The 23,662-nt window shown below is 47.2% G+C and carries 21 protein-coding genes; 14 read left to right on the top strand and 7 right to left on the bottom strand.

Going from position 1 to position 23,662, the window contains the following annotated elements; all coding sequences use genetic code 11:
* The first annotated feature begins 161 nt into the window (after nt 1-161).
* From ACQ4M5_RS15965 to ACQ4M5_RS15930, 8 genes are all read left to right on the top strand, one after another.
* On the top strand, nt 162-542 hold the full coding sequence (locus tag ACQ4M5_RS15965; protein ID WP_430676631.1) for a hypothetical protein: 381 nt from the start codon (nt 162-164) through the stop codon (nt 540-542).
* 562 nt (nt 543-1,104) lie between these two features.
* Nucleotides 1,105-2,049: a response regulator gene (locus ACQ4M5_RS15960; RefSeq protein ID WP_430676630.1), complete on the top strand. Its 945-nt coding sequence runs from the start codon at nt 1,105-1,107 to the stop codon at nt 2,047-2,049.
* A gap of 35 nt (nt 2,050-2,084) precedes the next feature.
* Nucleotides 2,085-2,453 (top strand): response regulator transcription factor, encoded by a 369-nt coding sequence (locus ACQ4M5_RS15955; RefSeq protein ID WP_430676629.1) that lies wholly within the window; start codon nt 2,085-2,087, stop codon nt 2,451-2,453.
* Between the two features lie 4 nt (nt 2,454-2,457).
* Entirely contained in the window at nt 2,458-2,958 is a 501-nt protein-coding gene (locus tag ACQ4M5_RS15950; protein WP_430676628.1) for a chemotaxis protein CheW, read from the top strand.
* A gap of 34 nt (nt 2,959-2,992) precedes the next feature.
* Complete coding sequence (locus ACQ4M5_RS15945) at nt 2,993-5,755, top strand: methyl-accepting chemotaxis protein (protein ID WP_430676627.1); 2,763 nt, start codon at nt 2,993-2,995, stop codon at nt 5,753-5,755.
* Nucleotides 5,756-5,799: 44 nt separating this feature from the next.
* A complete protein-coding gene (locus tag ACQ4M5_RS15940; protein WP_430676626.1) occupies nt 5,800-8,502 on the top strand; it encodes a hybrid sensor histidine kinase/response regulator in 2,703 nt (900 codons plus the stop codon).
* 403 nt (nt 8,503-8,905) lie between these two features.
* Nucleotides 8,906-9,811: an MbnP family copper-binding protein gene (locus ACQ4M5_RS15935; protein WP_430676625.1), complete on the top strand. Its 906-nt coding sequence runs from the start codon at nt 8,906-8,908 to the stop codon at nt 9,809-9,811.
* Nucleotides 9,812-9,813: 2 nt separating this feature from the next.
* Nucleotides 9,814-11,019 (top strand): MbnH family di-heme enzyme, encoded by a 1,206-nt coding sequence (locus ACQ4M5_RS15930; protein WP_430676624.1) that lies wholly within the window; start codon nt 9,814-9,816, stop codon nt 11,017-11,019.
* Here ACQ4M5_RS15930 and ACQ4M5_RS15925 read toward each other — a convergent pair.
* From ACQ4M5_RS15925 to ACQ4M5_RS15895, 7 genes are all read right to left on the bottom strand, one after another.
* A complete protein-coding gene (locus tag ACQ4M5_RS15925; RefSeq protein WP_430676623.1) occupies nt 10,950-11,204 on the bottom strand; it encodes a DUF2442 domain-containing protein in 255 nt (84 codons plus the stop codon). The genes ACQ4M5_RS15930 and ACQ4M5_RS15925 overlap by 70 nt on opposite strands.
* Nucleotides 11,176-11,421 (bottom strand): DUF4160 domain-containing protein, encoded by a 246-nt coding sequence (locus tag ACQ4M5_RS15920; protein WP_430676622.1) that lies wholly within the window; start codon nt 11,419-11,421, stop codon nt 11,176-11,178. The genes ACQ4M5_RS15925 and ACQ4M5_RS15920 overlap by 29 nt, the downstream gene beginning before the upstream one ends.
* A gap of 5 nt (nt 11,422-11,426) precedes the next feature.
* The gene (locus tag ACQ4M5_RS15915; RefSeq protein ID WP_430676621.1) at nt 11,427-11,672 is read right to left on the bottom strand and encodes a hypothetical protein; all 246 of its coding nucleotides are present in this window, start codon (nt 11,670-11,672) and stop codon (nt 11,427-11,429) included.
* Between the two features lie 104 nt (nt 11,673-11,776).
* Nucleotides 11,777-11,983, bottom strand: a complete 207-nt coding sequence (locus tag ACQ4M5_RS15910; RefSeq protein WP_017289476.1) for a hypothetical protein — start codon at nt 11,981-11,983, stop codon at nt 11,777-11,779.
* A gap of 614 nt (nt 11,984-12,597) precedes the next feature.
* Nucleotides 12,598-13,020: a tetratricopeptide repeat protein gene (locus tag ACQ4M5_RS15905; protein WP_430676620.1), complete on the bottom strand. Its 423-nt coding sequence runs from the start codon at nt 13,018-13,020 to the stop codon at nt 12,598-12,600.
* 28 nt (nt 13,021-13,048) lie between these two features.
* On the bottom strand, nt 13,049-13,426 hold the full coding sequence (locus ACQ4M5_RS15900; protein ID WP_430676619.1) for a hypothetical protein: 378 nt from the start codon (nt 13,424-13,426) through the stop codon (nt 13,049-13,051).
* Nucleotides 13,427-13,429: 3 nt separating this feature from the next.
* Nucleotides 13,430-14,506: a protein kinase domain-containing protein gene (locus ACQ4M5_RS15895; RefSeq protein ID WP_430676618.1), complete on the bottom strand. Its 1,077-nt coding sequence runs from the start codon at nt 14,504-14,506 to the stop codon at nt 13,430-13,432.
* A 152-nt stretch (nt 14,507-14,658) separates the two neighbouring features.
* Between ACQ4M5_RS15895 and ACQ4M5_RS15890 the strand changes: the two genes are divergently transcribed.
* From ACQ4M5_RS15890 to ACQ4M5_RS15865, 6 genes are all read left to right on the top strand, one after another.
* The gene (locus ACQ4M5_RS15890; RefSeq protein ID WP_430676617.1) at nt 14,659-17,136 is read left to right on the top strand and encodes a phosphoketolase family protein; all 2,478 of its coding nucleotides are present in this window, start codon (nt 14,659-14,661) and stop codon (nt 17,134-17,136) included.
* Nucleotides 17,137-17,654: 518 nt separating this feature from the next.
* The gene (locus ACQ4M5_RS15885; RefSeq protein ID WP_430676616.1) at nt 17,655-19,184 is read left to right on the top strand and encodes an ATP-binding protein; all 1,530 of its coding nucleotides are present in this window, start codon (nt 17,655-17,657) and stop codon (nt 19,182-19,184) included.
* Between the two features lie 60 nt (nt 19,185-19,244).
* Nucleotides 19,245-19,418: a Sec-independent protein translocase subunit TatA/TatB gene (locus ACQ4M5_RS15880; protein WP_430676615.1), complete on the top strand. Its 174-nt coding sequence runs from the start codon at nt 19,245-19,247 to the stop codon at nt 19,416-19,418.
* Nucleotides 19,419-19,692: 274 nt separating this feature from the next.
* Nucleotides 19,693-22,134, top strand: coding sequence for an ATP-dependent Clp protease ATP-binding subunit (locus ACQ4M5_RS15875; RefSeq protein ID WP_430676614.1), 2,442 nt, complete (start codon nt 19,693-19,695; stop codon nt 22,132-22,134).
* A 166-nt stretch (nt 22,135-22,300) separates the two neighbouring features.
* Complete coding sequence (locus tag ACQ4M5_RS15870; RefSeq protein ID WP_430676613.1) at nt 22,301-23,341, top strand: glycosyltransferase family 2 protein; 1,041 nt, start codon at nt 22,301-22,303, stop codon at nt 23,339-23,341.
* Between the two features lie 168 nt (nt 23,342-23,509).
* Complete coding sequence (locus tag ACQ4M5_RS15865; RefSeq protein WP_430676612.1) at nt 23,510-23,653, top strand: hypothetical protein; 144 nt, start codon at nt 23,510-23,512, stop codon at nt 23,651-23,653.
* The last annotated feature ends 9 nt before the right edge of the window (nt 23,654-23,662 follow it).

The following is a 23,662-nucleotide window of genomic DNA, read 5'->3' as shown; positions in this document are numbered from 1 at the left end:
GTAGGGAGTAGGGAGTCAGGAATCAAAACGGGAGCAACACCCCACTCCCCACTCCCCACTTCTTCACAACTCTCCCTACTTCACAACTCACTTATGATTGCTATAGATCTGGTTCGGTCGCCTGTGCCAAAATTTCGGAATCCCTCTCTCAAGTCTTCATCATGCAGCCCAACACAGAATTTCTCACTCCAGAAGAATGTATCGAAGTCGATAAAGCGCTCCTGACTTCAAAAGATAAGTTCTCAGCACGGGTCGCAATCTATGCACTCCGATCGCTCAAACAAATTGCTCAAAGTTCAGGACAAGCGATCGACGAATTGCAGCCTACTCAAATCGAGAATTGGATTTATGAGGATGAAAGCTTACAAGGCGGCATCGATCGTGAGTTCAAAAAGTTCTTTTCTCAGCTTGTTCTCGCTTCGATCAATCCACTCACCCAGATTGCACAAGCGAATGGAACGAATATCGAATCGCTCACGGTTCCACAAGTCGTCGCTTGGTTTGAGACAAGAGCAAAAGAAGCTCTGCGATCGCAACAATAATGAGTGATTAATTAGTGCTTGTTCTAGCTCAGTTAGCGACACGATTGATTAAAAACGCCGATTTTGGAGCGATCGAGAAAAGTCGATCGCTCCAAAATCAGCGTTTTATGAAGTTACAGTGATTTAATAACCGTGATTATACGGATACTACACTCTGAGTAAATACTGAGGGTAATATCCAGTATTCTGGTATCAAAAGTAATTTCGCAATCTCTAAAAACGCTTAAAAACACGCAAAATACTGATGATATCTCAGTTGTAGAAGATACAAAATTAGGAAAAATGATTTTATTACTGCTAAGTAGGATTTTCAAGATTCTCTTAAGAAGCTTGTCTTTCTCCGTAAATACCAGTAAGCTACTGAATATCACAGACCGTATGAATCAGCATCTATCGACTGTCTTATCGTTCAGAATCAGCACGATCAATAGTGGCTGGTAACATTTCAGGGGATTTTAGCGGGCTGCACTACCACTAGCCCAGCGATAAATTGAGCGCAGTTCCCAAACTTGGGCGTTTTGTCGTATCAGGGCGAAATCGATCCACCTTCCCACGGAGCGCTATGGTGAAATCTTATCCGAGCCTGCATCCGCATCGGTTACTGCTGCGATTGGTGCACCAACGGTTCACGGGATGCCTACAGGTTGAAACCAACCTAGCAGACTGGTCGATCTACTTCAGCGAGGGAGAGCTAACCTTTGCCACCAGTTCGCTATCTCCCTTCGAGCGACTCGATCGACATTTGGGACGATTAAGCCAACGGGTTCCTTTACTGGGAGGTGCAGTGCGATCGCAGATCCGCTCGTTGTTCGATCGTAAACTGCCTCAAAGTCGAATCAGCCCCGACTATCAAGCGATTCTGCGATTAGTCGAACAGCAGTATCTTACAGTAAGTCAAGCTCAGCAATTGATCAAAGAAGTCGCTCAAGAAGTGCTCGCCGGCTTTTTAATGCTGTATGAAGGTCAGTCCGAAGTGATTGAACGCGCTAAGTTTGATCCTTATCCCGAACTGTGCCGGATGGAACTGTTGCCCTTGTTAGCAAAGGACTATCAACCTGCTCGATCGACAACAAAAGAAATGCACATCGGTGCATCCACAACAGTGATCGATCGACCGATTCAAACCTGGATTGAGGTTGAGCCGCAGACTTACAAAATTGTTTGTATTGATGATAGCCCCTCGATTCTACAAGCAATTCAAACTCATTTAGATGAACAATTTCAAGTGGTGATCATTGCTGATCCACTCAAAGCTTTAATGCAAATTATGAGACACAAGCCCGATGTGATTTTGCTCGATGTGGGGATGCCCAGTTTAGATGGATATGAGCTTTGTGCCATGCTACGACGGCATCCAAGATTCCGAGAAACGCCTGTGATTATGGTGACAGGGCACGCCGGATTTATCGATAGAGCAAGAGCCAAGTTAGTTGGGGCATCGGGCTATTTGACCAAACCGTTTACGCGATCTGAACTGCTCGACACAATCTCGAAACATGTTCTATGACTGCGATTTGAACGCTCTGAACTAGGTCTAATCTGATGCTGATAAACACAGTTTTGATTGTCGAAGATACCCCTTCGGAACGGGAACTTCTGAGCTATTACCTGCAAGAAGGGGGCTATGTCGTGATTGAGGCAATGAGTGCAAAAGAAGCACTCGACAAAGTAGCTGAACATAAGCCTGATGTGGTGGTTACAGATGTGGTCATGCCTGGAATGAGCGGATTTGCGCTGTGTCGAGCATTGAGGCGGCATCCGATTACAGAAGATGTTCCGATCATCATCTGCACATCTAAGAACCAGGATATCGATCGGATTTGGGGGATGAAACAGGGAGCCGATTTGTACATTACCAAACCGTTTACTCGTGATCAACTAATCCGAGCGGTTCAATCTGTAGGAGGTTAGTACCATGAAAAGTTCCGCGATCGCGCTCCGATCGATTCCCGAACAGTTAGGGCAGGTTTATCTCAAATTCGATTTAGGTGCAAAAATTCCGGTCATTGTGCCGATGAACTCTGTACGAGAAGCAATTTCTCGATCGCTGCAACATCTCACCCCAATGCCAGACATGCCACCGTATGTATTGGGATTGATGCACCGACAAGCTCAGGTCATGTGGGCGATCGACCTTGCCCAGTTGTTAGAGGTGGGAAGCATCAATGCTCATTTAGCTGAACAAGACTTTATCATTCTGCAAGTCGGTTCGACTGCTTTCGCGATCGCAGTGCATCAAATCCACGGTTCGACCTGGCTATCCGCAGAAGAAATCCAACCTTCGCTCAGTCATGCCAACGGGCGATTTTCACACTATCTCAGAGGCTGTGTGCTGAAAAAACAAGAAGTGATGTTTGTGCTCGATGCAGAAGCGATCGTGCAGTCTCCAAACGTTCAGCCCACCGAATCTTTCTAATTTTGTTCACGTTCCCCAAGATACTTTCTGACTCATGGTTGATCAACTATCTTCACCGAATTCCAAGCGACTTATCACCCCGCCTGCCTACCGTGCCACTGATCCAATTCGTCCTCCTGCTCCTCGCTCTGTTAAAAACTGGCTCGATCGCATGAGCTTACGCCAAAAGACTGCTGTTGCTGCTGTCATTCTCAGTACGCTCCCGATCGCAGGAATGGGGGTTGCCAGCTACTTCTTCGCGAATCAAGCGATTACTCAGCAAGTCACCAGTTCGCAACAGTTAGCCGCCACACGTTTGAGTGATTTGATCAGTCGCTACATGGCACAACGCTACGCAGATATTCAAGTGTTAGCGAACTTTCCGATGGTCACTGAGACAACGATTCGCAATCCTGCTGTGCTGGCTGAAAGAAATGCTGCTCTCGCTCGAATTGCTCAATCGTATGGGCAATACAGTGAGATTGCGCTGTTTGATTTAGAAGGCAATTCGATCATCCAAACCGGCGATCGCACAAATCCGAATCAGTCGAATCAGGACTACTTTAGAGAAGCGGTTCGAGCCAATCGAGCCGCATTCAGTAAACCGACTGTTACCGCAGATGGAAAAAGTTCTCAGGTCTATCTCACGGCTCCGGTTCGGGACAGTCAAACGGGAGGAACGATCGCGATTATTCGGGCGACCTTACCGCTGGAAAAACTTGCTAATCAGCTTGTAACGTACACTCTGATTGGACGCGAATATAGCATCGTTGATTCCAATACCAATCGAGTCATTCTCAGTTCTCGACCAGAGCGATTAAACCAGGAAGCGACAGTCCTGTTCCCTGAATTTTCCCAGATGGAGTCCAACGCCCAAGCGAATACACGATCGATCACTCAGGGACGCGATCAGTTCATTTTCACGTATAGTCCTTGGACGAAGTTAGATAATTTGCCAGATCTCAACTGGCAATTAATGTTGGGCAACAATGTCGAAAATGCATTTCGAGCAAGACGAACTTTGCTGCTGGTATTGGGAGCCAGTACTATCATTGCAGCCGCATTAGTGGCTTGGATTGCAATGCTGTTATCCAATCGATTGACCCGGAGAATTGTATCCGTCGCGAAAGCTGTTCAGCGCATCGGACAGGGACAGCTTGATACTCGACTGCGAGTCGTTGGAGATGATGAAATTACCCTGTTAGGGAGCAACATCAACTACATGGCAGGACAGCTACAAAAGCTGATCTTTGAGCAAACTCAAACTTCGCAGAACTTACAGCGATTGAATGATGCAACGTTCAACATTCGGAAAACCCTGGATGCGAACTTGATCATGCAGTCCGGTGTGAATGAGGTTCGCAGGCTGATTGATGTCGATCGAGCGATCGTCTATCTGTTTGATGAAACCTGGCAGGGTCGAATTGTTGCTGAGTCAGTTGGTTTAGAGTTTCCAGCAGCACTTGGAACTCACATCAATGATCCATGCTTTCCAGAGCGCTTTATTGAAAAGTATCGCAATGGTCATGTGCAAACGATTCCAAACGTTGAAGATGCGGATCTTGATCCTTGCTATCGTGGACAGCTTGAAGCCTTTCAAGTCAAAGCGAACATCATTGCACCTATGGTCGTTGAAGGAAACCTAATTGGATTGCTGGTAGGACACCATTGCACAGGTTCTCACTACTGGGAATCTTGGGAAGTGAACTTATTTACTCAGATTGCAGTGCATTTAGGCAATGCGTTAGAGCAAGTAAAACTGACTGAGCAACGTCAACAAGTCAATAGCATCCAAGCTTTGGCAGAAGAGCGTCAACGGAGTCAAGAAACATTGCAATCTCAACTGCTACAACTGTTACGTCATGTTGAACGCGCAGCAATGGGAGATTTAACGGTTCGAGCGGATGTGACCACGGGAGAGATCGGAACCGTTGCTGACTTTTTTAACTCGATCGTGGAAAATCTCCAGCATTTAGTCGGTCAAGTCAAGCAGGCTTCGCTACAAGTGAATTCTTCACTCGGACAACATGAACACGCCGTGCGAGATCTCGCTCAAGATGCGTTGAAACAAGCGGAAGAGACTTCTGCCACGCTGGATTCGGTTCAACACATGATGCAATCGATCGAGAAAGTTGCCGAAAGTGCTCAGAAAGCCGCAGAAGTGAGCCGGAGTGCGTCAATGACTGCTGAGAGTGGCGGCGCTGCGATGGATCTTACCGTTCAGCAAATTTTGGGATTGAGAAATACGATCGGAGATACCGCCAAGAAGGTTAAACGCTTGGGAGAATCTTCGCAGCAAATCTCTAAAGCCGTGTCGTTGATCAATCAAATCACAGTTCAGACGAATCTGCTGGCGATCAATGCGGGAATTGAAGCAGCACGAGCGGGAGATGAAAGTCAGGGATTTGCAGCGATCGCGGAAGAGGTGGCAGCATTAGCGGCTCGTGCGGCGGATGCGACTCATGAGATTGAACAGTTAGTAGCGGATATTCAGCGCGAAACCAGTGACGTGGTGGAAGCGATGGAAGAAGGCACAACGCAAGTTGTTGAAGGTACGAAATTCGTCGAGAACGCGAAACAGAGCTTAGAGCAAATCGTGGCAGTGTCTCACCAGATTGATCAATTGGTGCAATCGATTTCGGTTGCGACCGTCTCTCAGGTAGAAACCTCCCATACGATTACCAACTTGATGCAGGACATTGCTGAGATTGCGGAACGGACTTCAGATTCCTCGGTCGAGGTTTCCAATTCGCTGCGTCAAACGGTAGATATTGCTCAAGAGCTTCAGCAATCGGTCGGAACCTTCAAAGTGAATTAACTCACGCTGCCCAGTTCAGTCCTCTACTCCCTCCTCACATTCCTATGTCACATGAAAAAGAGCAGGAAATCCGGCGACAGTTTCTAGACGAAGCGCAAGAGTACATTACCAGCTTAGAGACTTCGATTTTAGAACTCTTTCAAGGACTTCACGCGCCGACAATCAATGCTGCCCTCAGAGTCACACACTCGCTCAAAGGGGGAGCCGCCATGATGGGATTCAAACTGTTGAGTGATCTGGCGCATCAGCTAGAAGATGCTCTGAAAGTGCTCAAAGTCAGTAGCCCGATCGTGATTGATGATGAAACCAATGATTTATTGCTGCTGACTGTGAGTTGTTTGTATCAAATTGTTGGATTTGAGCGCTATGGAGAGCCGATTAATCCAACTTGGATCAGCAAAGAAGTCGAACCAATTTTTACAGAACTACGATCGCGTCTGGGTGAACCTCAAGGAGAAACCGCTGCTTCTGTATTGTCGATCGACAATCATCAAGATCTCGTTCCTCTGCTGTTTGAAACCGAAGTCGAAGAAGCCCTTCAACGCCTAGAAGAACTCTTAGCAACTCCGGATCAATCCAGTTTGAAAGACGAAGCTACCTTGCTCGCTCAAGAACTGGGCGGACTCGGTGAAATGCTACAACTGCAAGACTTCACCCGACTTTGTGATTCGATCGAACAATCGCTCTTCACTGCTTCACATCATCTAATTCCAGATGTGACGCGAACTGCCTTGCAAACTTGGCGACGTACTCAAGCTTTGATTCTGACTGGACAGCTTGATCAAATTCCGACTGAGATTGATCCAATCGAAACCCCGCAAACGGTTTCTACTCAATTGGTACAAACCATGACAGCGCCTAATGCGATCGAGGAAGATTCAAACACTACCGTTCGCGTCTCAGTGCGCCAACTCAATCGCATTCAAGATCTGTTTGGCGAACTCACGATCGATCGTAATGGTTTGGATCTCAATCTCAAGCGTTTGCGGAATCTAACTCGCCATCTGTCTCAGCGGCTCCAAACCTTGCAGCAGGTGAACTATAAACTGAGAACGGTTTACGATCGAGTAGCAACGCCTCAGCCGATGATGAGTAGCCGATCGCTGGCAACTGTTCTGTCACCCTCCAGCGAATTTGATGTGTTAGAGATGGATCGCTACACCGAAATTCATTCTCTCTCGCAGCAAGTGATCGAAACGATTGTTCAGTTGCAAGAAGTAACAGACGACTTGGGCATTAGCTTGGACGATACCGATCAAAGTGCCAGAAACTTGAACAAAACTTCTAAACAACTGCAATCTGGCTTTACTCGCCTGAGAATGCGACCGTTTGCAGAATTAGTCGATCGCTTTCCACGTGCTTTGCAAGAGTGGTGTAGCGAATACGGAAAGGCAGCGCGATTGAACATTGAAGGAGAAGCAGTTTTACTCGATCGTAATATCCTCGAAACGCTTCAAGATCCATTGCTCCATCTCTTGCGAAATGCGTTTGATCATGGCATTGAAGCTCCCCAAACGCGGTTAGAATGTGGCAAGTCTGTTGAAGGATTGATTGAAATTCGAGCCGCACAGCAAGGAAATCGAACCGTGATCACCGTTCAAGATGATGGAGAAGGAATCGCGATCGACAAAATCCGCGATCGAGCAGCAGAAATCGGACTCGATCCTGCTTTGTTAGCTTCTGCGAGTGAAACTGAATTGTTATCGCTCATCTTTGAGTCTGGATTTAGTACTAGCAAACAAGTGACAGAACTATCCGGGCGTGGAGTCGGGATGGATGTTGTTCGGACTCATCTCCAGCAAATTCGAGGTGAGATTACAATCAATACTCAAGTCGGAGTTGGAACAACGTTTACACTCTCTGTTCCTGCAACGCTTCTAAGTGTCCGAGTTGTGTTAGCAGAAAGTAATGGTGTGTTACTGGCTCTGCCGAGTGAATCGATCGCAGAAGTGATCATGTTTGAGCCTGAAGCCGTCATTCCAACGGGAATCGGAGAAGCGATCGAGTATCAAGGTCAGCCCGTTTCCCTGATTCGCTTGCAACATAAACTGCATTTCAACTGCATTCGGACAAGACACAACTATGAAACACCGCCACTGCTGGAATCAGACAGTGTAGTGATTATCAGACAAGGCTTGCAACTGACCGCCCTACAAGTCGATCGGTGTTGGACAGATCAAGAAGTCACAATACGATCGATGTCGAGTTTTCTACCGTTGCCTCCTGGTTACAATGGCTGTGCGATCTTGGGAGATGGGCGAGTCGTTCCTTTAGTAAACGTGCCAGAATTCCTGCACGAAATCATGGCTTCATCCAGAGTTCAGACTTCTTTACCTGCATTGCTCAGTGCGGCAACAAGCGTTTCACTGCCGACGATTCCGAGTATTCTAGTCGTCGATGATTCGATCAATGTGCGGCGATTTTTAGCTCTAACCTTGTCGAAATCGGGCTATCAAGTTGAACAAGCCAAAGATGGACAAGACGCGATCGAGCAACTTGAAGCAGGATTGGCAGTTCAAGCGATTATCTGTGACATTGAAATGCCGCGATTAGATGGTTTCGGATTGTTGACCAAGCTAAGAGCAAATCACAAGCTGAATCACATTCCAGTCACGATGTTAACGTCTCGCAGTGGGGATAAACATCGACAGCTTGCAACCCAATTAGGAGCTAATGCTTATTTTCCCAAGCCTTACAATGAACAGGCTTTGCTTCAAACCTTAGAGCGATTGATCCGGCAGAGCTAAAACCTGATTGATGCTTCTCGAAAGATTGTTCACTTCGTTGTTATCTCGCCCGGAGGTTTAGCTCCGGGCTGATCGGGGGAAGCCCACTGAACTGGGCTAAGGAGATTTCTACGAAAGAGCTTACTGCTTGAAAGACTGCCCTTCGGCTTCGCTCAGGGCGCGATCTCTAGCTGACTGAGCGAAGCCGAAGACAGCGGGTAATTTGTTTTCGATAAATCTCCTAAGAGCTGCCTTGAGCCTGCTTTAGCAGGGTTGCCTCCATTAGACCGGAGGTTTAGCTCCGGGCGGGTCGTGCAGGGACGAACACATTGAATCAATGCGAGAAAAGTTTTACAGCCTGTCGTTTGAATCCAAACAGAGCTTGTCCTAGAGTTGAAAGGACTTTGACTTGACAAGCTGTTTTATGAAGTTGCGACTCCCTTTCCTGTGTAGTACACTCGCTACCCTCCTCTCGGCTCCTCATGCGATCGCACAATCCACTCAGCCCGTATCAATCCAATTCCGGGGCGTAGTCGGCGATCAACCTTTTCAATGTACTTCCACTTATTCACTCGGTACAGCCGCAACTCCAGTCGCTCCCTCTGATTTTCGCTTCTACATTTCAGAAGTCGCGTTAATTGATGCTCAAGGAAAAGCTGTTCCAGTCACCTTAACTCAGGACAATCGCTGGCAGCATCAGAATGTTGCTTTAGTTGATTTTGAAAATAAAACGGGAATGTGTACGAATGGAACCGTCGAAACCAACGATCGCATTGTTGGCACTGTTCCGACAGGCAACTACAAAGGAATTCGCTTCACTTTGGGTGTTCCGTTCAACTTGAATCATGAAGATGCTACGATCGCGCCTTCTCCGCTAAATTTGACCTCACTTTGGTGGAACTGGCGAGGCGGCTATAAATTTGCTCGCATCGATTTCGTTCCGCCGATGTCTGCGATGAAACATGATGCACCGAGTCAACCTGCTCACGGCGGAACACATTCACCGGGTAAGCAAGCCCGTGAAAGTTTCATCATTCATTTAGGCAGTACCGGGTGTAATGCGAATAACAATCGGCAAAAACCGCAAAGTTGTGCGAATCCAAACACTGCAACGATTACGTTTGACAACTTCAACCCGCAGAAAAATGTGATTGTCGCAGATCTTAAATCGTTGTTGGCAAACACTAATTTGTCACAAAATCAGCCGAATACTGCGATCGGATGTATGTCTGAACCGCAAGACAATGACTGTGCTGGAATCATGACGAGTTTCGGTCTACCCTGGAATGGTCAGCCTGCTCGTCAATCCTTTTTCCGCGTCGCACAATAGATATGAAACGCTGGTTGAACCTTGCAATCATCACGGTTCTCTCATTCTGTCTTGCTCTCGGTTTGAGTGCTGCATTTTCTAAGAGCGATGCAGCCTCAACCTACAATTGGCAGTTACCCGCTTGGACACCTCCGCCGATCGTGCCTGCTGACAATCCGATGAGCGCTGCCAAAGTCGAACTCGGACGGCATCTCTTCTATGAGAAGCGGCTTTCCGTCACAGGTGAATTCTCTTGTGCAACCTGTCATGATCAGTCCCGCGCCTTTACCGAGAAGAAATCAGTGTCGATCGGGGCAACCGGAGAAGCGCATCCCCGCAATTCGATGAGTCTGGCGAATGTTGCTTACAATTCGGTGCTAACTTGGGCGAATCCATTGATGAGCGATTTGGAAACTCAGTTGCTTGTCCCCTTGTTTGGAGAGCATCCGATCGAGATGGGCATGGCAGGCAAAGAGACGGAAATCATTGCGATGTTAAAGAACGATCCGAAGTACCAAAAGCAATTCACAGAAGCATTCGGAAACGAGGAAATTAGCATTAATACAATGGCGAAAGCGATCGCATCTTTTGAACGATCGCTAGTTTCGTTTAATTCCCCTTACGACCAATACCGATATGGTGGCAACGATCGAGCCATTTCCGAAGCTGCAAAACGCGGTGAAGCGCTCTTTGAAAGTGAACGACTCGAATGCTTCCATTGTCACGGCGGCATCAATTTCTCGGATTCGATCAAGCATTCCCGTCTAGCTTTCCAAGAGATTGCTTTCCACAATACCGGACTCTACAACATTGATGAAAAAGGTGCTTATCCACCCAACAATACTGGCATCAAAGAAATCACGCTCAAACCCTCAGATATGGGACGCTTCAAAGCTCCCACGTTGAGAAACATCGCGTTAACGGCTCCTTATATGCACGATGGCAGCATTCCTACACTGGAGAAAGCGATCGAGCATTATGAAGCAGGAGGACGCACGATTCACGCTGGGCAATGGGCGGGAGTCGGCAGCAAAAATCCGCTGAAAAGTTCGTTTGTGAAAGGGTTCAAATTGAGCGATCGAGAAAGACAAGACCTGCTCGAATTCCTTCGCAGTCTGACTGACGAATCATTTGTGCAAAACCCTGCCTTTAGCGATCCTCATCGTGGAGCAGGCGCACCTCGCAACATCCCTTCCGTACTTAGATCTTCATCAATTTCTTCCCAGTAAATTCCATAGCCACCCCCCGCCACCTGCCAGTTTGCTCGTTGTTCAGAGGTAGCATTGAATAGCCTGGGATACCAGATTAATGGAACGGTAATGGTTCGTCCATCTATTAAATCGACCGAAATCGTATCTTCTGTGAAATAAACGTTTTTCACGCGCTCATCCGTCCGAATTCCCGAAATACTCATTCCAAGCCTCCAATAGTGTGTCCTGATGCTGTTCAACTAAAGATTTTAGCTTTCGCAATTCTTTTGCACTAAAGCCAATATTTTTCGCTAACTCCACAGGATTAAGCCAGAATTTAGCAGACCATTCATCTCGATCGATATGAATGTGAGCAGGTTCATTGGGTTCATGACTATAGAAGTAAAAGCGGTAAGCATTCACTCTTAAAACAGTGGGCATCTCGCTTACTCAGTAGGACTCAGACGTTTCATAATCCAACTACTTGCGCCGCTAATCAGTGCCCCTGCCATTAAAATCCCCAACGCAGGCTGCATTACAGGTGTCCACAGAGAAAGCCAGAGATCCAAGCCGAGGGGGAATTTAGCAGCGCGACCGACAAGCGCGATCGCAAACCAGCCAAAACACAACAGCACAAAAAACAGATTCCACATCAACGCCGTATTGAGCCACTTAAAAAACGTGTCTTTCATAGGAGCAATTAAACGATTCACTGTATTAACTTAACAAAAATTGGGCTGCAACTGATATCAGTGCAACCCGATTCTAAGTTATGAAGATCTAAGCTGAAATGGTCTTAAAGTTCATGCACCGATGGGAAATCTTTTTCGCGTGAAATTTGCAGATTCTCAGGATCGACATAGTGGCAGACGGCATCATTTAAACAGATGACCGCCCAACCCGATTGGTGCATCTCAACGAGTTGATAGCCTGATGCGTGTTGCACGAAATAACCTTTGTGGTTGCGAGTTCCAGGTTTGACTCCGACACGATCGATAGACATAGTAATCTGCTCCTTAAGCTACAAAAATCGTCGATCGACACTGATTTCAAGCAAGCCAAAGTGACCCAAAAAATTCAGGGTTTAGCTCGTTGAATGCTGCGAACTAAGCTGTACAAAAGCTCGTTCTTGCGGTTATAAGTGACGAAAAGACTGTTAGAAATCGAGGAAATTATCCTAGTTTTCAAATAGTATCATCCCCTTTCTAAAACGATGATTAAATTATTTAAGTTTGTATTGCAGGATATAAATAATATCAATCGCTTTGTGCGGCGGATTGCAACAATTTTGTAGTGTAGATGGCAATTTGGATTACGCAAACTTCATACGCCGGACTTTTCAAACAAAAAAGAGCCAGAAAAACGCTCTAGCTCTTAGGAATGTAAAGAAAGATGAAGCAACTTTCTAAGAGGGTGTTTGAAAAGCAATCGTTGATCGCATTCACCCGCCCGGAAATGAATCTCCGGGCTAATCGTAGAAGCCCACTAAACTGGGCTAAGAACTTTGTATTGTGTTCTGAGTCCGCTTCAGCGGGGTTTCCTCCATTAGCCCGGAGATTCATTTCCGGGCGAACTCGCAACGCAGCAAAACCGCTTTTTATCCTTCTAAAACGTTTTCTAAGACTCAAAGAGCCACGCTTTCACTTTTTGTAAGCTTTTCCAATCTGGTTTTCTTGCCAAACCATCTTCGATATTTTGCTGTACTTCTTCGCGCAATTCTTCGACCGCAAACGTTAATTGTTGCGCCATCTCAATATGTGTTCTGACTCCAGGTTTCGACAGATCCAACATCGCGAGAACAAGATTAATTCGAGCTTGGGCATCTTGGGGAACTAGTTTCACCGCTTTTTGTGCTGCGGGAAGGGCTAGAGCAGGCTTATCCGCCAATAAATAGAGCCACGCCAAGCAAGTCCAAGCTGCTCCCGTTTTGCGCGATCGATCACAGATTTCTTTGAACACTGGAATCAAAGTTTCTGGAGCTTCTCCAGCTTTATAGCGCTCCAGTCCCTCTTCAAAAAGGGTTTCAACGGTTTGAGTCATGACACCGAATTTCAATGCGAACAGTGTTTCATTTTAACTTGTTGTAGCGAGTTACTTGATTGACTTGCGATCGCGATAATCCCAAAACTTGAGCAATCGATCGTTCTATCTTGTCTGAATCCGTATAGGGAAAGCGAAATTCTAATTTACTCAACGGTTGGTTACGAGTGAGAACCGTGACGATCGCACCTTGCTCTTGAATGGTCACATCAATCGATCGCACCACGACCACAGCAGAATCCGCCGACGATTCGAGCACGAATGCTTTATCGGAAAGGCTCGATCGCGTTAACATCCAATCGGTTGCCCAACCGCTGACAATCCAAGCGAATCCACCCAAGACGGGCAGCAAGAGCCAAAATCTGAGACCGAGCGATCGAATGAATTTTAGCGATCTGTGTTGCATGATTTAGAAGTTCGATTGGTCTTTCGCTTGTCGTGCCGCCAGTCTAGCTTGCCACGCTCGAATCGCCATCGCTGTTCTGACTAAAGGCGAAATAAATTCATCGCTGCCTGCAATCGGTTCAACTTGAGATAACGGATGATTGCTTAAACAAGGACGCAAGGTTTCCAAATGCGCTTCGAGTTCCAATGTCCGGAACACATCATCGGCAGATTTAAATCGATCGTGCGTATTTGCCTTCAACATCTTGTCCAGAATTCGCCCAAAATAGTCACTGACATTCACCAAATTTTGCCACAACAGTTCGCCCGTATAAGGATCGTAGTCTTGCTCTTTGGGAACGCGACTCGATAAAAGATACAAGCAAGTCACACCGAGCGCATAGATATCACTCGCATAGGTTGGACGCATAGCAACCTGTTCGATCGGGGCAAATCCGATCGTGCCAACAAAATGTGTCGCCATCGATCGAGAATGTGGATCAGAAAATGCAACTCGTTCTTTCACCGCTCCAAAATCAATCAGCACCCAACGCCCATCATCTCGACAGCGCACAATATTCGAGGGTTTGATATCGCGATGAATCACTCGCTGCTTGTGGACATATTGCAGCAGCGGCAAAAATTCCTTGAGAAACTGTTTCACTGCCGATTCTGTCCAGACTCCGAATTTATGCACATCTTGAGCCAGCGTCCGACCGCGAATGAATTCTTGTGCCAGATAGAACTCGCCATCGATCTCAAAATAGTCGAGCAGTTGAGGAACTTGAGAATGGCTACCGAGTTTCGCCAAGGCTCTCGCTTCTTGTTCAAACCGCTGACGGGCTTTTTTCAGCGCAGCCGGATCTTGAACTTTCGGGCACAGTTGCTTAATCACACAGCGTGGACTTCCAGGGAGGCGAACATCTCGTGCCAAATACGTCACACCAAAGCCACCCCGACCGAGCAGACGACTAATCTGATATCGATCGCGCAACAATTCGCGAAATTGCGTCAAATCGGCTTGAGGTGGAAATGGATAGGCAGATAAGCTCATGTCGCACCAACGCAATTGAAAACAGCGATCGGAGTGTCTTTTTAACATCTTCACCCGGTATTTCTCCAGTTTAGGAGCGTTCTTCTGAACGGCGGCAAATCTTTAAATTTCCCGACTGACTCGATTTCCATCCTCTGATAGAGATGAAGCTGCTCAAAATCTTCCAAACTTAGTCGCGCACCCGTTATCTAATCATTCTTATGACAGTTGCAAATTCTGCTCCCGCCAAGACTCCTCTGAGCCAGGACGAATTGCGTAAGATGCACGCCTATTGGTGTGCTGCAAACTATCTGTCAGTTGGACAAATTTATTTAAGAGACAATCCTTTACTCAAAGAACCTTTAAAGATCGAACACGTTAAACCCCGTTTGCTCGGACATTGGGGCACGACTCCGGGTTTGAATTTCATTTATGTTCATTTCAATCGCTTAATTCAGCGGTATGACTTGAATGCGATTTATATTGCAGGACCGGGACATGGTGGACCCGGAATGGTTGCAAATACCTATTTAGAAGGCACTTACACCGAGTTTTATCCGCACATCACCCAAGACGAAGAAGGACTCGATCGACTATTTACACAGTTTTCATATCCGGGCGGAATTCCGAGTCATGCTGCACCAGAAACGCCTGGATCAATTCATGAAGGGGGCGAATTGGGTTACTCGATCGCTCACGCCTATGGAGCCGCATTCGATAATCCGGATCTATTCGTTTGCTGTGTCGTTGGAGATGGAGAAGCCGAAACGGGCGCTCTAGCAACCAGTTGGCACTCGAATAAATTCATTAATCCGGCTCGTGATGGGGCAGTGTTGCCGATTCTGCATTTGAACGGGTATAAGATTGCGAATCCGACCGTTTTGGCAAGGTTAAGCGATCGAGAATTAGAGCATCTTTTCATCGGTTACGGTTACAAGCCGTATTTCGTGGAAGGTGATGATCCGGAAACGATGCACCAATTAATGGCATCGACGCTCGATGAAATTGTGCAAGAAATCCACGGCATTCAACGAGAAGCGAGAACACACGGATTTAAGGAACGTCCGCAGTTGCCGATGATGATTCTCAGAACACCGAAAGGCTGGACGGGACCTAAAGTTGTTGACGGAATTCAAATCGAGAATACTTACCGATCGCACCAAGTTCCTCTGTCTGAGATGGCAAGCAAGCCCGATCACTTGAGAATGCTCGAAGAATGGATGAAGAGCTATAAGCCAGAGGAACTATTCGATGAGAAAGGCAAGCTGATTCCAGAATTAGCAGAACTCGCTCCGAAAGGCGATCGCAGAATGGGAGCGAATCCTCATGCAAACGGTGGTGTGTTGCTCAAAGCGCTGAAAATGCCAGAGTTCGAGGAGTTTGCTGTTCCGGTTGACTCTCCAGGACAAGTTGAAACCGAATCAACACGAGTCCTCGGTCAGTTTTTGCGTGATGTCATGCGGCTCAATGCAGAGCATCATAATTTCCGAGTGATGTCGCCGGATGAGAACAATTCCAACCGATTGAATGCCGTTTTAGAAGCAACCGATCGCATTTTCACAGGCGAAATTCTGCCGAATGATGATCATATTTCGCTCGATGGTCGCGTGATGGAAATCTTGAGCGAACATCTTTGCCAAGGTTGGCTCGAAGGCTATTTGCTCACCGGACGACATGGATTTTTCTCGTGCTATGAAGCCTTTATCCACATTGTGGATTCGATGTTTAACCAACACGCGAAATGGCTAGAAGCTTGTCGTCACATTCCCTGGAGAAGATCGATCGCATCGTTGAACTATCTTTTGACTTCGCACGTTTGGCGACAAGATCACAATGGCTTTACTCACCAAGATCCAGGCTTTATTGATGTGGTGCTGAACAAGAAACCCAGCGTGATTCGGGTGTATCTGCCACCGGATGCGAATACATTGTTATCGGTTGCGGATCATTGTTTGCGGAGTCGCCACTATGTGAATGTGATCATTGCAGGCAAACAGCCTCAGTTGCAATGGTTAGATATGGATAGCGCGATCGCACATTGCACCGCTGGGATTGGAATTTGGGAATGGGCAAGTAACGATCGAGATTCTGATCCAGATGTGGTGATGGCTTGTGCGGGCGATGTTCCAACGCTCGAAACCATAGCAGCAGTCGATTTCCTGCGACATCACTTCCCAGATTTGAAAGTTCGAGTGGTCAACGTTGTAGATTTAATGACTCTGCAACCGCCAAAAGAACATCCACATGGATTATCCGATCGAGATTTTGATTCGATTTTTACGACCGATAAACCGATCATTTTCGCGTTTCATGGTTATCCGTGGTTAGTTCACCGTCTCACTTATCGCCGCGCGAATCACAACAATCTACATGTGCGCGGCTACAAAGAGGAAGGAACGACGACGACACCGTTTGATATGGTCGTGCTGAATGATTTGGATCGGTTCCATTTAGCGATGGATGTGATCGATCGAGTTCCGAAGCTGTTAACGAAAGGGGCTTACGTCAAACAAATCGCACGAGACAAATTAACGGAACACAAACGCTATATTGTGGAACACGGAAAAGATATGGCAGAAGTCGAAGATTGGAAATGGGGATATTACAGTCAGGGTAATACTGGAAAGACTGTGATTCCTCAAACTGAAAGCGGTTCACCAACCCAAGGCGACGACGATACTGCAAAAGCTGGACATTAGAGGATGTTTGAAGAGTATAAAAAGCGGCTTTGCTGCGTTGCGAGTCCGCCCGGAGATCAATCTCCGGGCTAATGGAGGAAACCCCGCTGAAGCGGGCTAAGAGAGTTATTCGGAGTTCTTAGCCCAGTTTAGTGGGCTTTCCCCGATTAGCCCGGAGATTCATTTCCGGGCGGGTGAATGCGATGAACGATCGCTTTTCAAACACCCTCTTAGATTAATTTAGGGAAACCGAAGATCTCCGATTCTTGTAGCGATCGGAGATTTTTTTGTTAAAAATCGCACCTCAATTTGGATAAAGCTCAGTAGTGTTAATGATAAAAATTAGGTTGAGAGCGATCGCATTCACGATCGTGAAATGTTATTGCAAAATCTTATATTGGTTGACATAACTTCTCGAAATGAAGCAGAGTGTTATGTCTTAGGGCGTAATAGCTTCTAATCTCAAAGTTCGTGTCCTTAGCAATCATGAAAACTATTTCTGCGTCTTCCTCGTAGGTTTTATCCCCCGACAGAGCGATATGAAGCAGCAACGTACAATTTTGATTGTCGATCGCTCCCCGGTTGATCGACAAACCTATCAGCAGTGCTTATCTCAGTCGAATGAGATCCAGTACGAAGTCCTCCATGCTGAATCAGGCGAATCTGCGTTGAGAATCTGCGAGAATTCCAGTCCCCAAGCTGTTTTACTCAGCCCAGATCTGCCTGATATTCTCGGAACCGAACTCCTTTCCAAGCTCGAACCTTTTTTGCCGATCGTCGTGATCGTACCCTCATTATCGATCGCAGATCAATTCATTCAACTCGGTGCGAAAGATTACATCCTCAAAGATCAGATCACACCCGAAATTCTAGATCACACTTTACAGAGTTCAATTTTGCGACACGCTACACCGGATTATCATCTCGCTCAACAATTACACCAGAGCCAAATTGCCCTCAAACAAAGCGAAGATCGATTGCGGTTAGCGCTTGAAGCGGCTCACATGGGAGCTTGGGAATGGGATTTAGTCACGGGCGCTTTATCCTGGTCGCCGAACTATGCAGAACTGGTCGGACTCGATCCAAATAATTGTCCAACCACATTAGAAGGATGGGAATCAACGATTCACCCGTTCGATCGCGATCGTGCCCAAACTCGATTAAACGAAGCGTTACAGTCTGGTTCAGAGTTAACCAATGAATATCGCATCGTTAAACCCAGTGGAGAAATTCGCTGGCTCAGTTGCAAAGGAAATATCGAGCGCAATCCGCAAGGCACACCGATCCGAATGCGAGGAGTCACACAAGATATTACAGAAACGAAGCAACAGGAATTTCGTCGATCGAAGTTGCTCAAACAAGAACAAGCTGCACGAGTCGAAGCCGAAACTGCCAATCACAACAAAGATGAATTTCTCGCGGTCGTGACTCACGAATTAAGAACGCCGTTGAATGCAATCTTAGGCTGGGCGAAACTGCTCCGAACTCGCAATCTCGATTCAGAATCCGTCGATCGAGCTTTAGAAACGATCGAGCGAAATGCCGAATCGCAATCGCAACTAATCGAGGATCTGCTCGATGTCTCTCGAATTATTCGGGGACGATTGGCGCTGAAACTCATGTCAGTCAACTTATATGCCGTGATTTCAGCCGCGATCGAAGGGGTGAAACTTTCTGCCGAATCGAAACAGCTTCAACTCGATTTCAACGCGATGGATCTGGATGCGACAATTTCCGCCGATCCGAAACGGTTACAGCAAATCTTCCTCAATTTATTGACGAATGCAATCAAGTTTACGCCCGCAGGTGGAAAAATCACGGTGCAACTTACCAGCAATGATTCCACAGCGCAAATTAAAGTCAGTGATACCGGGATTGGGATTCGACCAGATTTTCTGCCGCATGTCTTCGATCGCTTTCGTCAAGTTCATTCCGCCCCAGAGGAAGGTTTGGGATTAGGACTCGCGATCGTGCGTCAATTAGTCGAATTACACAAAGGCTCGATCGGCGTTGAAAGCGCAGGCGAAAATCAAGGCACAACGTTTACCGTATCCTTTCCATTGATTTAAGACTGTGAAACTCGTCCCCGAAACCGCTACATTAGGAACATCGCATGAGAGAGACACGCTATGTTTAATTTGGGATGGGTCGAAATTGGAGTCGTTTGTCTAGTCGCTCTTTTAGTGTTTGGACCCAAAAAAATTCCTGAACTCGGTGGAGCCTTCGGAAAAACCCTTCGCAACTTCAAAGAAGGCATGAATGAAGTGGATGAGCCGGATCAAACGGAAGACGATCGGGCTTGAGTAGGGAGTAGGGAGTGGGGAGTAGGGAGTAGAAGAGATTGGATTATTTTCTCCCCACTCCCCACTCCCCACTCTCCCGATCGCTCACCCTCAAACCAGTACGGTTGACCCGATTTTTTGACGGTTATCCTCCCTCGTTGCGAGTTAGACTCCCCCGCTAGAGTGGGGTGAAGAACGATAGAAAAGTTTACAACTGACTATAGTTCGTTGCTCTCTGTCGCTGACACTCCGTTACAGAGACTCAGCGCAGACCTCGCATAGTGGAGAAAGCCCGATGTTTGAATACTTCACCGATCAGGCGATCGAGACCATCATGTTTGCCCAGGAAGAAGCTCGTAAGCTTCGGCAAAACTCCGTGGGCACAGAAGCAATTTTGCTGGGCTTACTCAGACAAGATGATACGATCGCATCCTCGGTTTTAAATGAGCTAGGTGCGAATTTAGAGAATGCACGATTAGAAGTTGAAAAAATCGTCGGTCGTGGATCTGGCTCGTCGTTTGGAGAACTTCCCTTTACGCCCAAAACCCGCCAAATTCTTGAACGTGCGCTACAACAAGCCCAATTGATGGGAATGCGCTATGTGCGATCGGAGCATATTCTTTTGTCCTTGGTGGACGATAACCAAGGCGTAGCAATCAAGGTTCTCAGCCAGTTGGGTCTGAATCCAGATGTTGTTCGCGCTCAAGTGGCTCGCTCTCAAGAAGAACCCGTTGCTGCTGGAAAACCTGCTCCACGCAAAGTTGTCAACAATAAGAAGACTCCCGCACTGAATGAGTTTGGGACGAATTTGACCCAAATGGCTGCCGAAGGAAAGCTCGATCCGATGATCGGACGGCAAAAAGAACTCGATCGAGTGATTCAAATTCTCGGTCGTCGCACCAAGAATAATCCCGTTTTGGTGGGCGAACCTGGAGTCGGTAAGACTGCGATCGCGGAAGGATTGGCGCAGCGCATTTACGATCAAGCGGTTCCCGATTTGCTGCAAGATAAGCAAGTGTTCATGCTTGATATGGGTAGCTTGCTGGCTGGAACACGCTTCCGGGGCGAGTTTGAAGAACGGATGAAACAAATCCTGGATGAAGTCCAAGAATCCGGCAATATCATTCTCGTCATCGACGAAATTCATACGCTTGTGGGCGCTGGCTCGACGGGTGGCGGCATGGATGCGGCAAATATTATGAAGCCTGCTCTGGCGCGTGGTTTGCTGCAATGCTTAGGTGCAACGACGTTGGATGAATACCGTCAGCATATTGAGCGAGATGCCGCTTTAGAACGGCGATTTCAGCCTGTCATGGTGGGCGAACCGACTGTTGAAGAAACGATCGACATTCTGCGTGGATTGCGCGATCGCTATGAGCAGCACCATCAATTGCGGATCGATGATTCAGCCGTAGAAGCAGCAGCGCATCTTGCCGATCGCTACATCATGGATCGATTCCTGCCGGATAAAGCGATCGACTTAATCGACGAAGCAGGTTCACTCGTGCGCTTACGGAATACGAATCCAGCCGTGAAAGCGCTGAAAAAAGAACTGCGTCAAGTTCAGAAAGAAAAGCAAGCGACCGTGGCGGCTCAGGATTTTGACAAAGCTGGACAATTGCGCGATCGAGAAATTGAACTCGAAAAACAGATTGCAGTGGATGTTCCCGATGGAGCAATGCCCGTCGTCACCGAAGAAGATATCGCTCAAGTGATTTCTTCCTGGACGAGCATTCCGGTGAGCAAGCTGACTGAATCCGAATCGGCGATGTTGTTGCACTTAGACGAAGTGTTGCATCAGCGTGTGATCGGACAAGAAGAAGCCGTGACCGCAGTAGCTCGATCGATTAAGCGTTCTCGTGTGGGATTACAAGATCCGAATCGCCCGATCGCATCCTTTATCTTCTCTGGTCCGACTGGAGTGGGTAAGACCGAACTCGCGAAAGCTCTAGCAGCAGCAGTCTTCGGATCAGAAGATGCGATGATTCGTCTCGATATGTCCGAGTACATGGAATCGCACACCGTTTCTAAACTGATCGGTTCGCCTCCTGGATACATCGGATACGACGAAGGTGGACAACTGACCGAAGCCGTTCGCCGCAATCCGTACACGGTGATTCTGTTCGATGAAGTCGAGAAGGCTCACCCCGATGTCTTCAATATGATGCTGCAACTTTTAGATGATGGTCGTTTGACCGATGCTAAGGGTCGCACCGTCAGCTTCAAGAACACAGTCTTGATCATGACCTCGAACTTAGGCTCGAAAGTGATCGAGAAAGGGGGCGCAGGATTAGGATTCGCGACTGAGACTGGCTCTGATGAGTCGATTCAGTACAACCGCATCCGTACTCTAGTGAACGACGAATTGAAGCAATATTTCCGACCGGAATTTCTCAACCGCATCGATGAAATCATTGTCTTCCGTCAATTGTCTCGTCCTGAAGTGGTTCAGATTGCCGACTTGATGATTCGAGATGCGGCAGCCCGGATTGCAGAACAAGGCATCTTGCTCGAAGTCAGCGATCGCTTCAAAGAGCGCGTCGTGGTCGATGGTTACAATCCGAGTTACGGTGCGCGTCCATTGCGTCGTGCGATCGCTCGATTGCTTGAAGATAGTTTGGCGGAAGCATTCTTAGCTGGACAAATTCAAGCGGGAGATACTGCGATCGTCGATGTCGATGAGGATCAGCAAGTCGTGATTCGCCCAGTAAAATCACCCGTATCCATCAGCGTGTAATCCATCTCAGTAACCGTAAATATACGTTTTAAGCCTTCGTCACTTTGCGGAGGCTTTTTATTTGGTTCATGGTTTGTAATCCCGCCATAAAGTTATTGACGCTACCGTTGGAGATTGCCTCTTACTACTCGGAAAATTACGGACATGTGTTTTTCGATAGCTTCTCATGATCACTAAAATTACGGTTGTCATTCCGGTTTACAACGTCGAAGCCTATATAGAAAAAACAGTTCAATCCGTTCTAAACCAGACCTACCCGCACTTTGAGGTGCTTTTGGTAAATGACGGCTCACCCGATCGCAGTATCGAAATTTGCCAACAGTTTACCGATCCGCGAATCAAGATTTTACATCAAGAGAATCAAGGACCCGCAGCGGCTCGTAATCTCGGCATTCGGCAGGCTCAAGGGGAATACGTCGCCTTTCTAGACGGCGATGACTTGTGGGACGAAAATAAACTGGTGAAACATATCGAGCATCTCGATCGTAATCCTGAAGTCGGTGTGAGTTTCTGCCCGTCTCGCTTTATTGATGACAAAGGCAACGATATGGGCTTGCTGCAACTGACGAAAATGAGTGATATTACGCCGATCGATTTGCTTTGTCGAACCCCGATCGGGAATGGTTCAGTTCCGGTAATTCGTCGATCGATTCTGGAACAAATTGAGTTTGTGAATGCTGCGGGAGAGGTGTGTTATTTCAACCCCGATCGACGCTTGCACCCCTCCGAAGATGTCGAGTGCTGGATCAGGATTGCTCTGAAAACCAAGTGTAAGTTCGAGGGCATTCCAGAGGCTCTAACGCTGTATCGGATTAGTTCTCAGAGCTATTCGGCGCAGTTAATGAAGAAACTCCACTCTTGGGAAGCGATGCTGCAAGATTTGGAAAGTTGGACACCGCGTAAAGCCGCAGAATGGAACGCGCCCGCGATGGCATATCAATATCGCCATTTGGCAAGACGAGCCGTTTCGTTACGCGATGGAGCAATGGCGATCGATTTAATTCATCAGTCGCTTTCAACTTACAGCACAATTTTGATCGAAGAACCTCATCGAACCCTGCAAACGCTCTTTGCGGCTTACTTGCTGAGAGCATTGCCGAAACAGTTGTATCAAGGATTTGAGTCGATCGCAGTTCAAATCACAGGAGCGCTCCAACGGTATCGGATGAGTTCCGCTTTGCAAGTGAAAAGTACAGGATTGGGATAGCGAATTGCGCCAACTCAAGACGGAGAATTTTGTCCGGTTTCTCTGTCTTTTTGATTACCTGGACTTATGAGACCTAAAAGATAAAATAATGCTTGAGAAAGAAGGGCAAACAGAAAATCGTGATTAGCCTAGAAGTAATCACCGAGTTGTTATGTTGGAGTGCGAACGATGGCATCAGATCTGAATCGCGGAATTATGAAATTTGATGGTGCGGATAGTCCGATCGCAATTGCGACTTCTGCCACCTTGATTTTAGGAAGCATTGCAGTCTTGATTTTCTGGGCACTGAAATCTGCATATCTGCTGGGTTAGGTTTAATTG

Origin of the sequence: Leptolyngbya sp. AN10, assembly GCF_050565645.1 — a bacterium.
GTDB lineage: Bacteria > Cyanobacteriota > Cyanobacteriia > Leptolyngbyales > Leptolyngbyaceae > Leptolyngbya.
The sequence above is the reverse complement of the archived record's forward strand: the minus strand, read 5'-3'. Positions and strand labels throughout refer to the sequence as shown.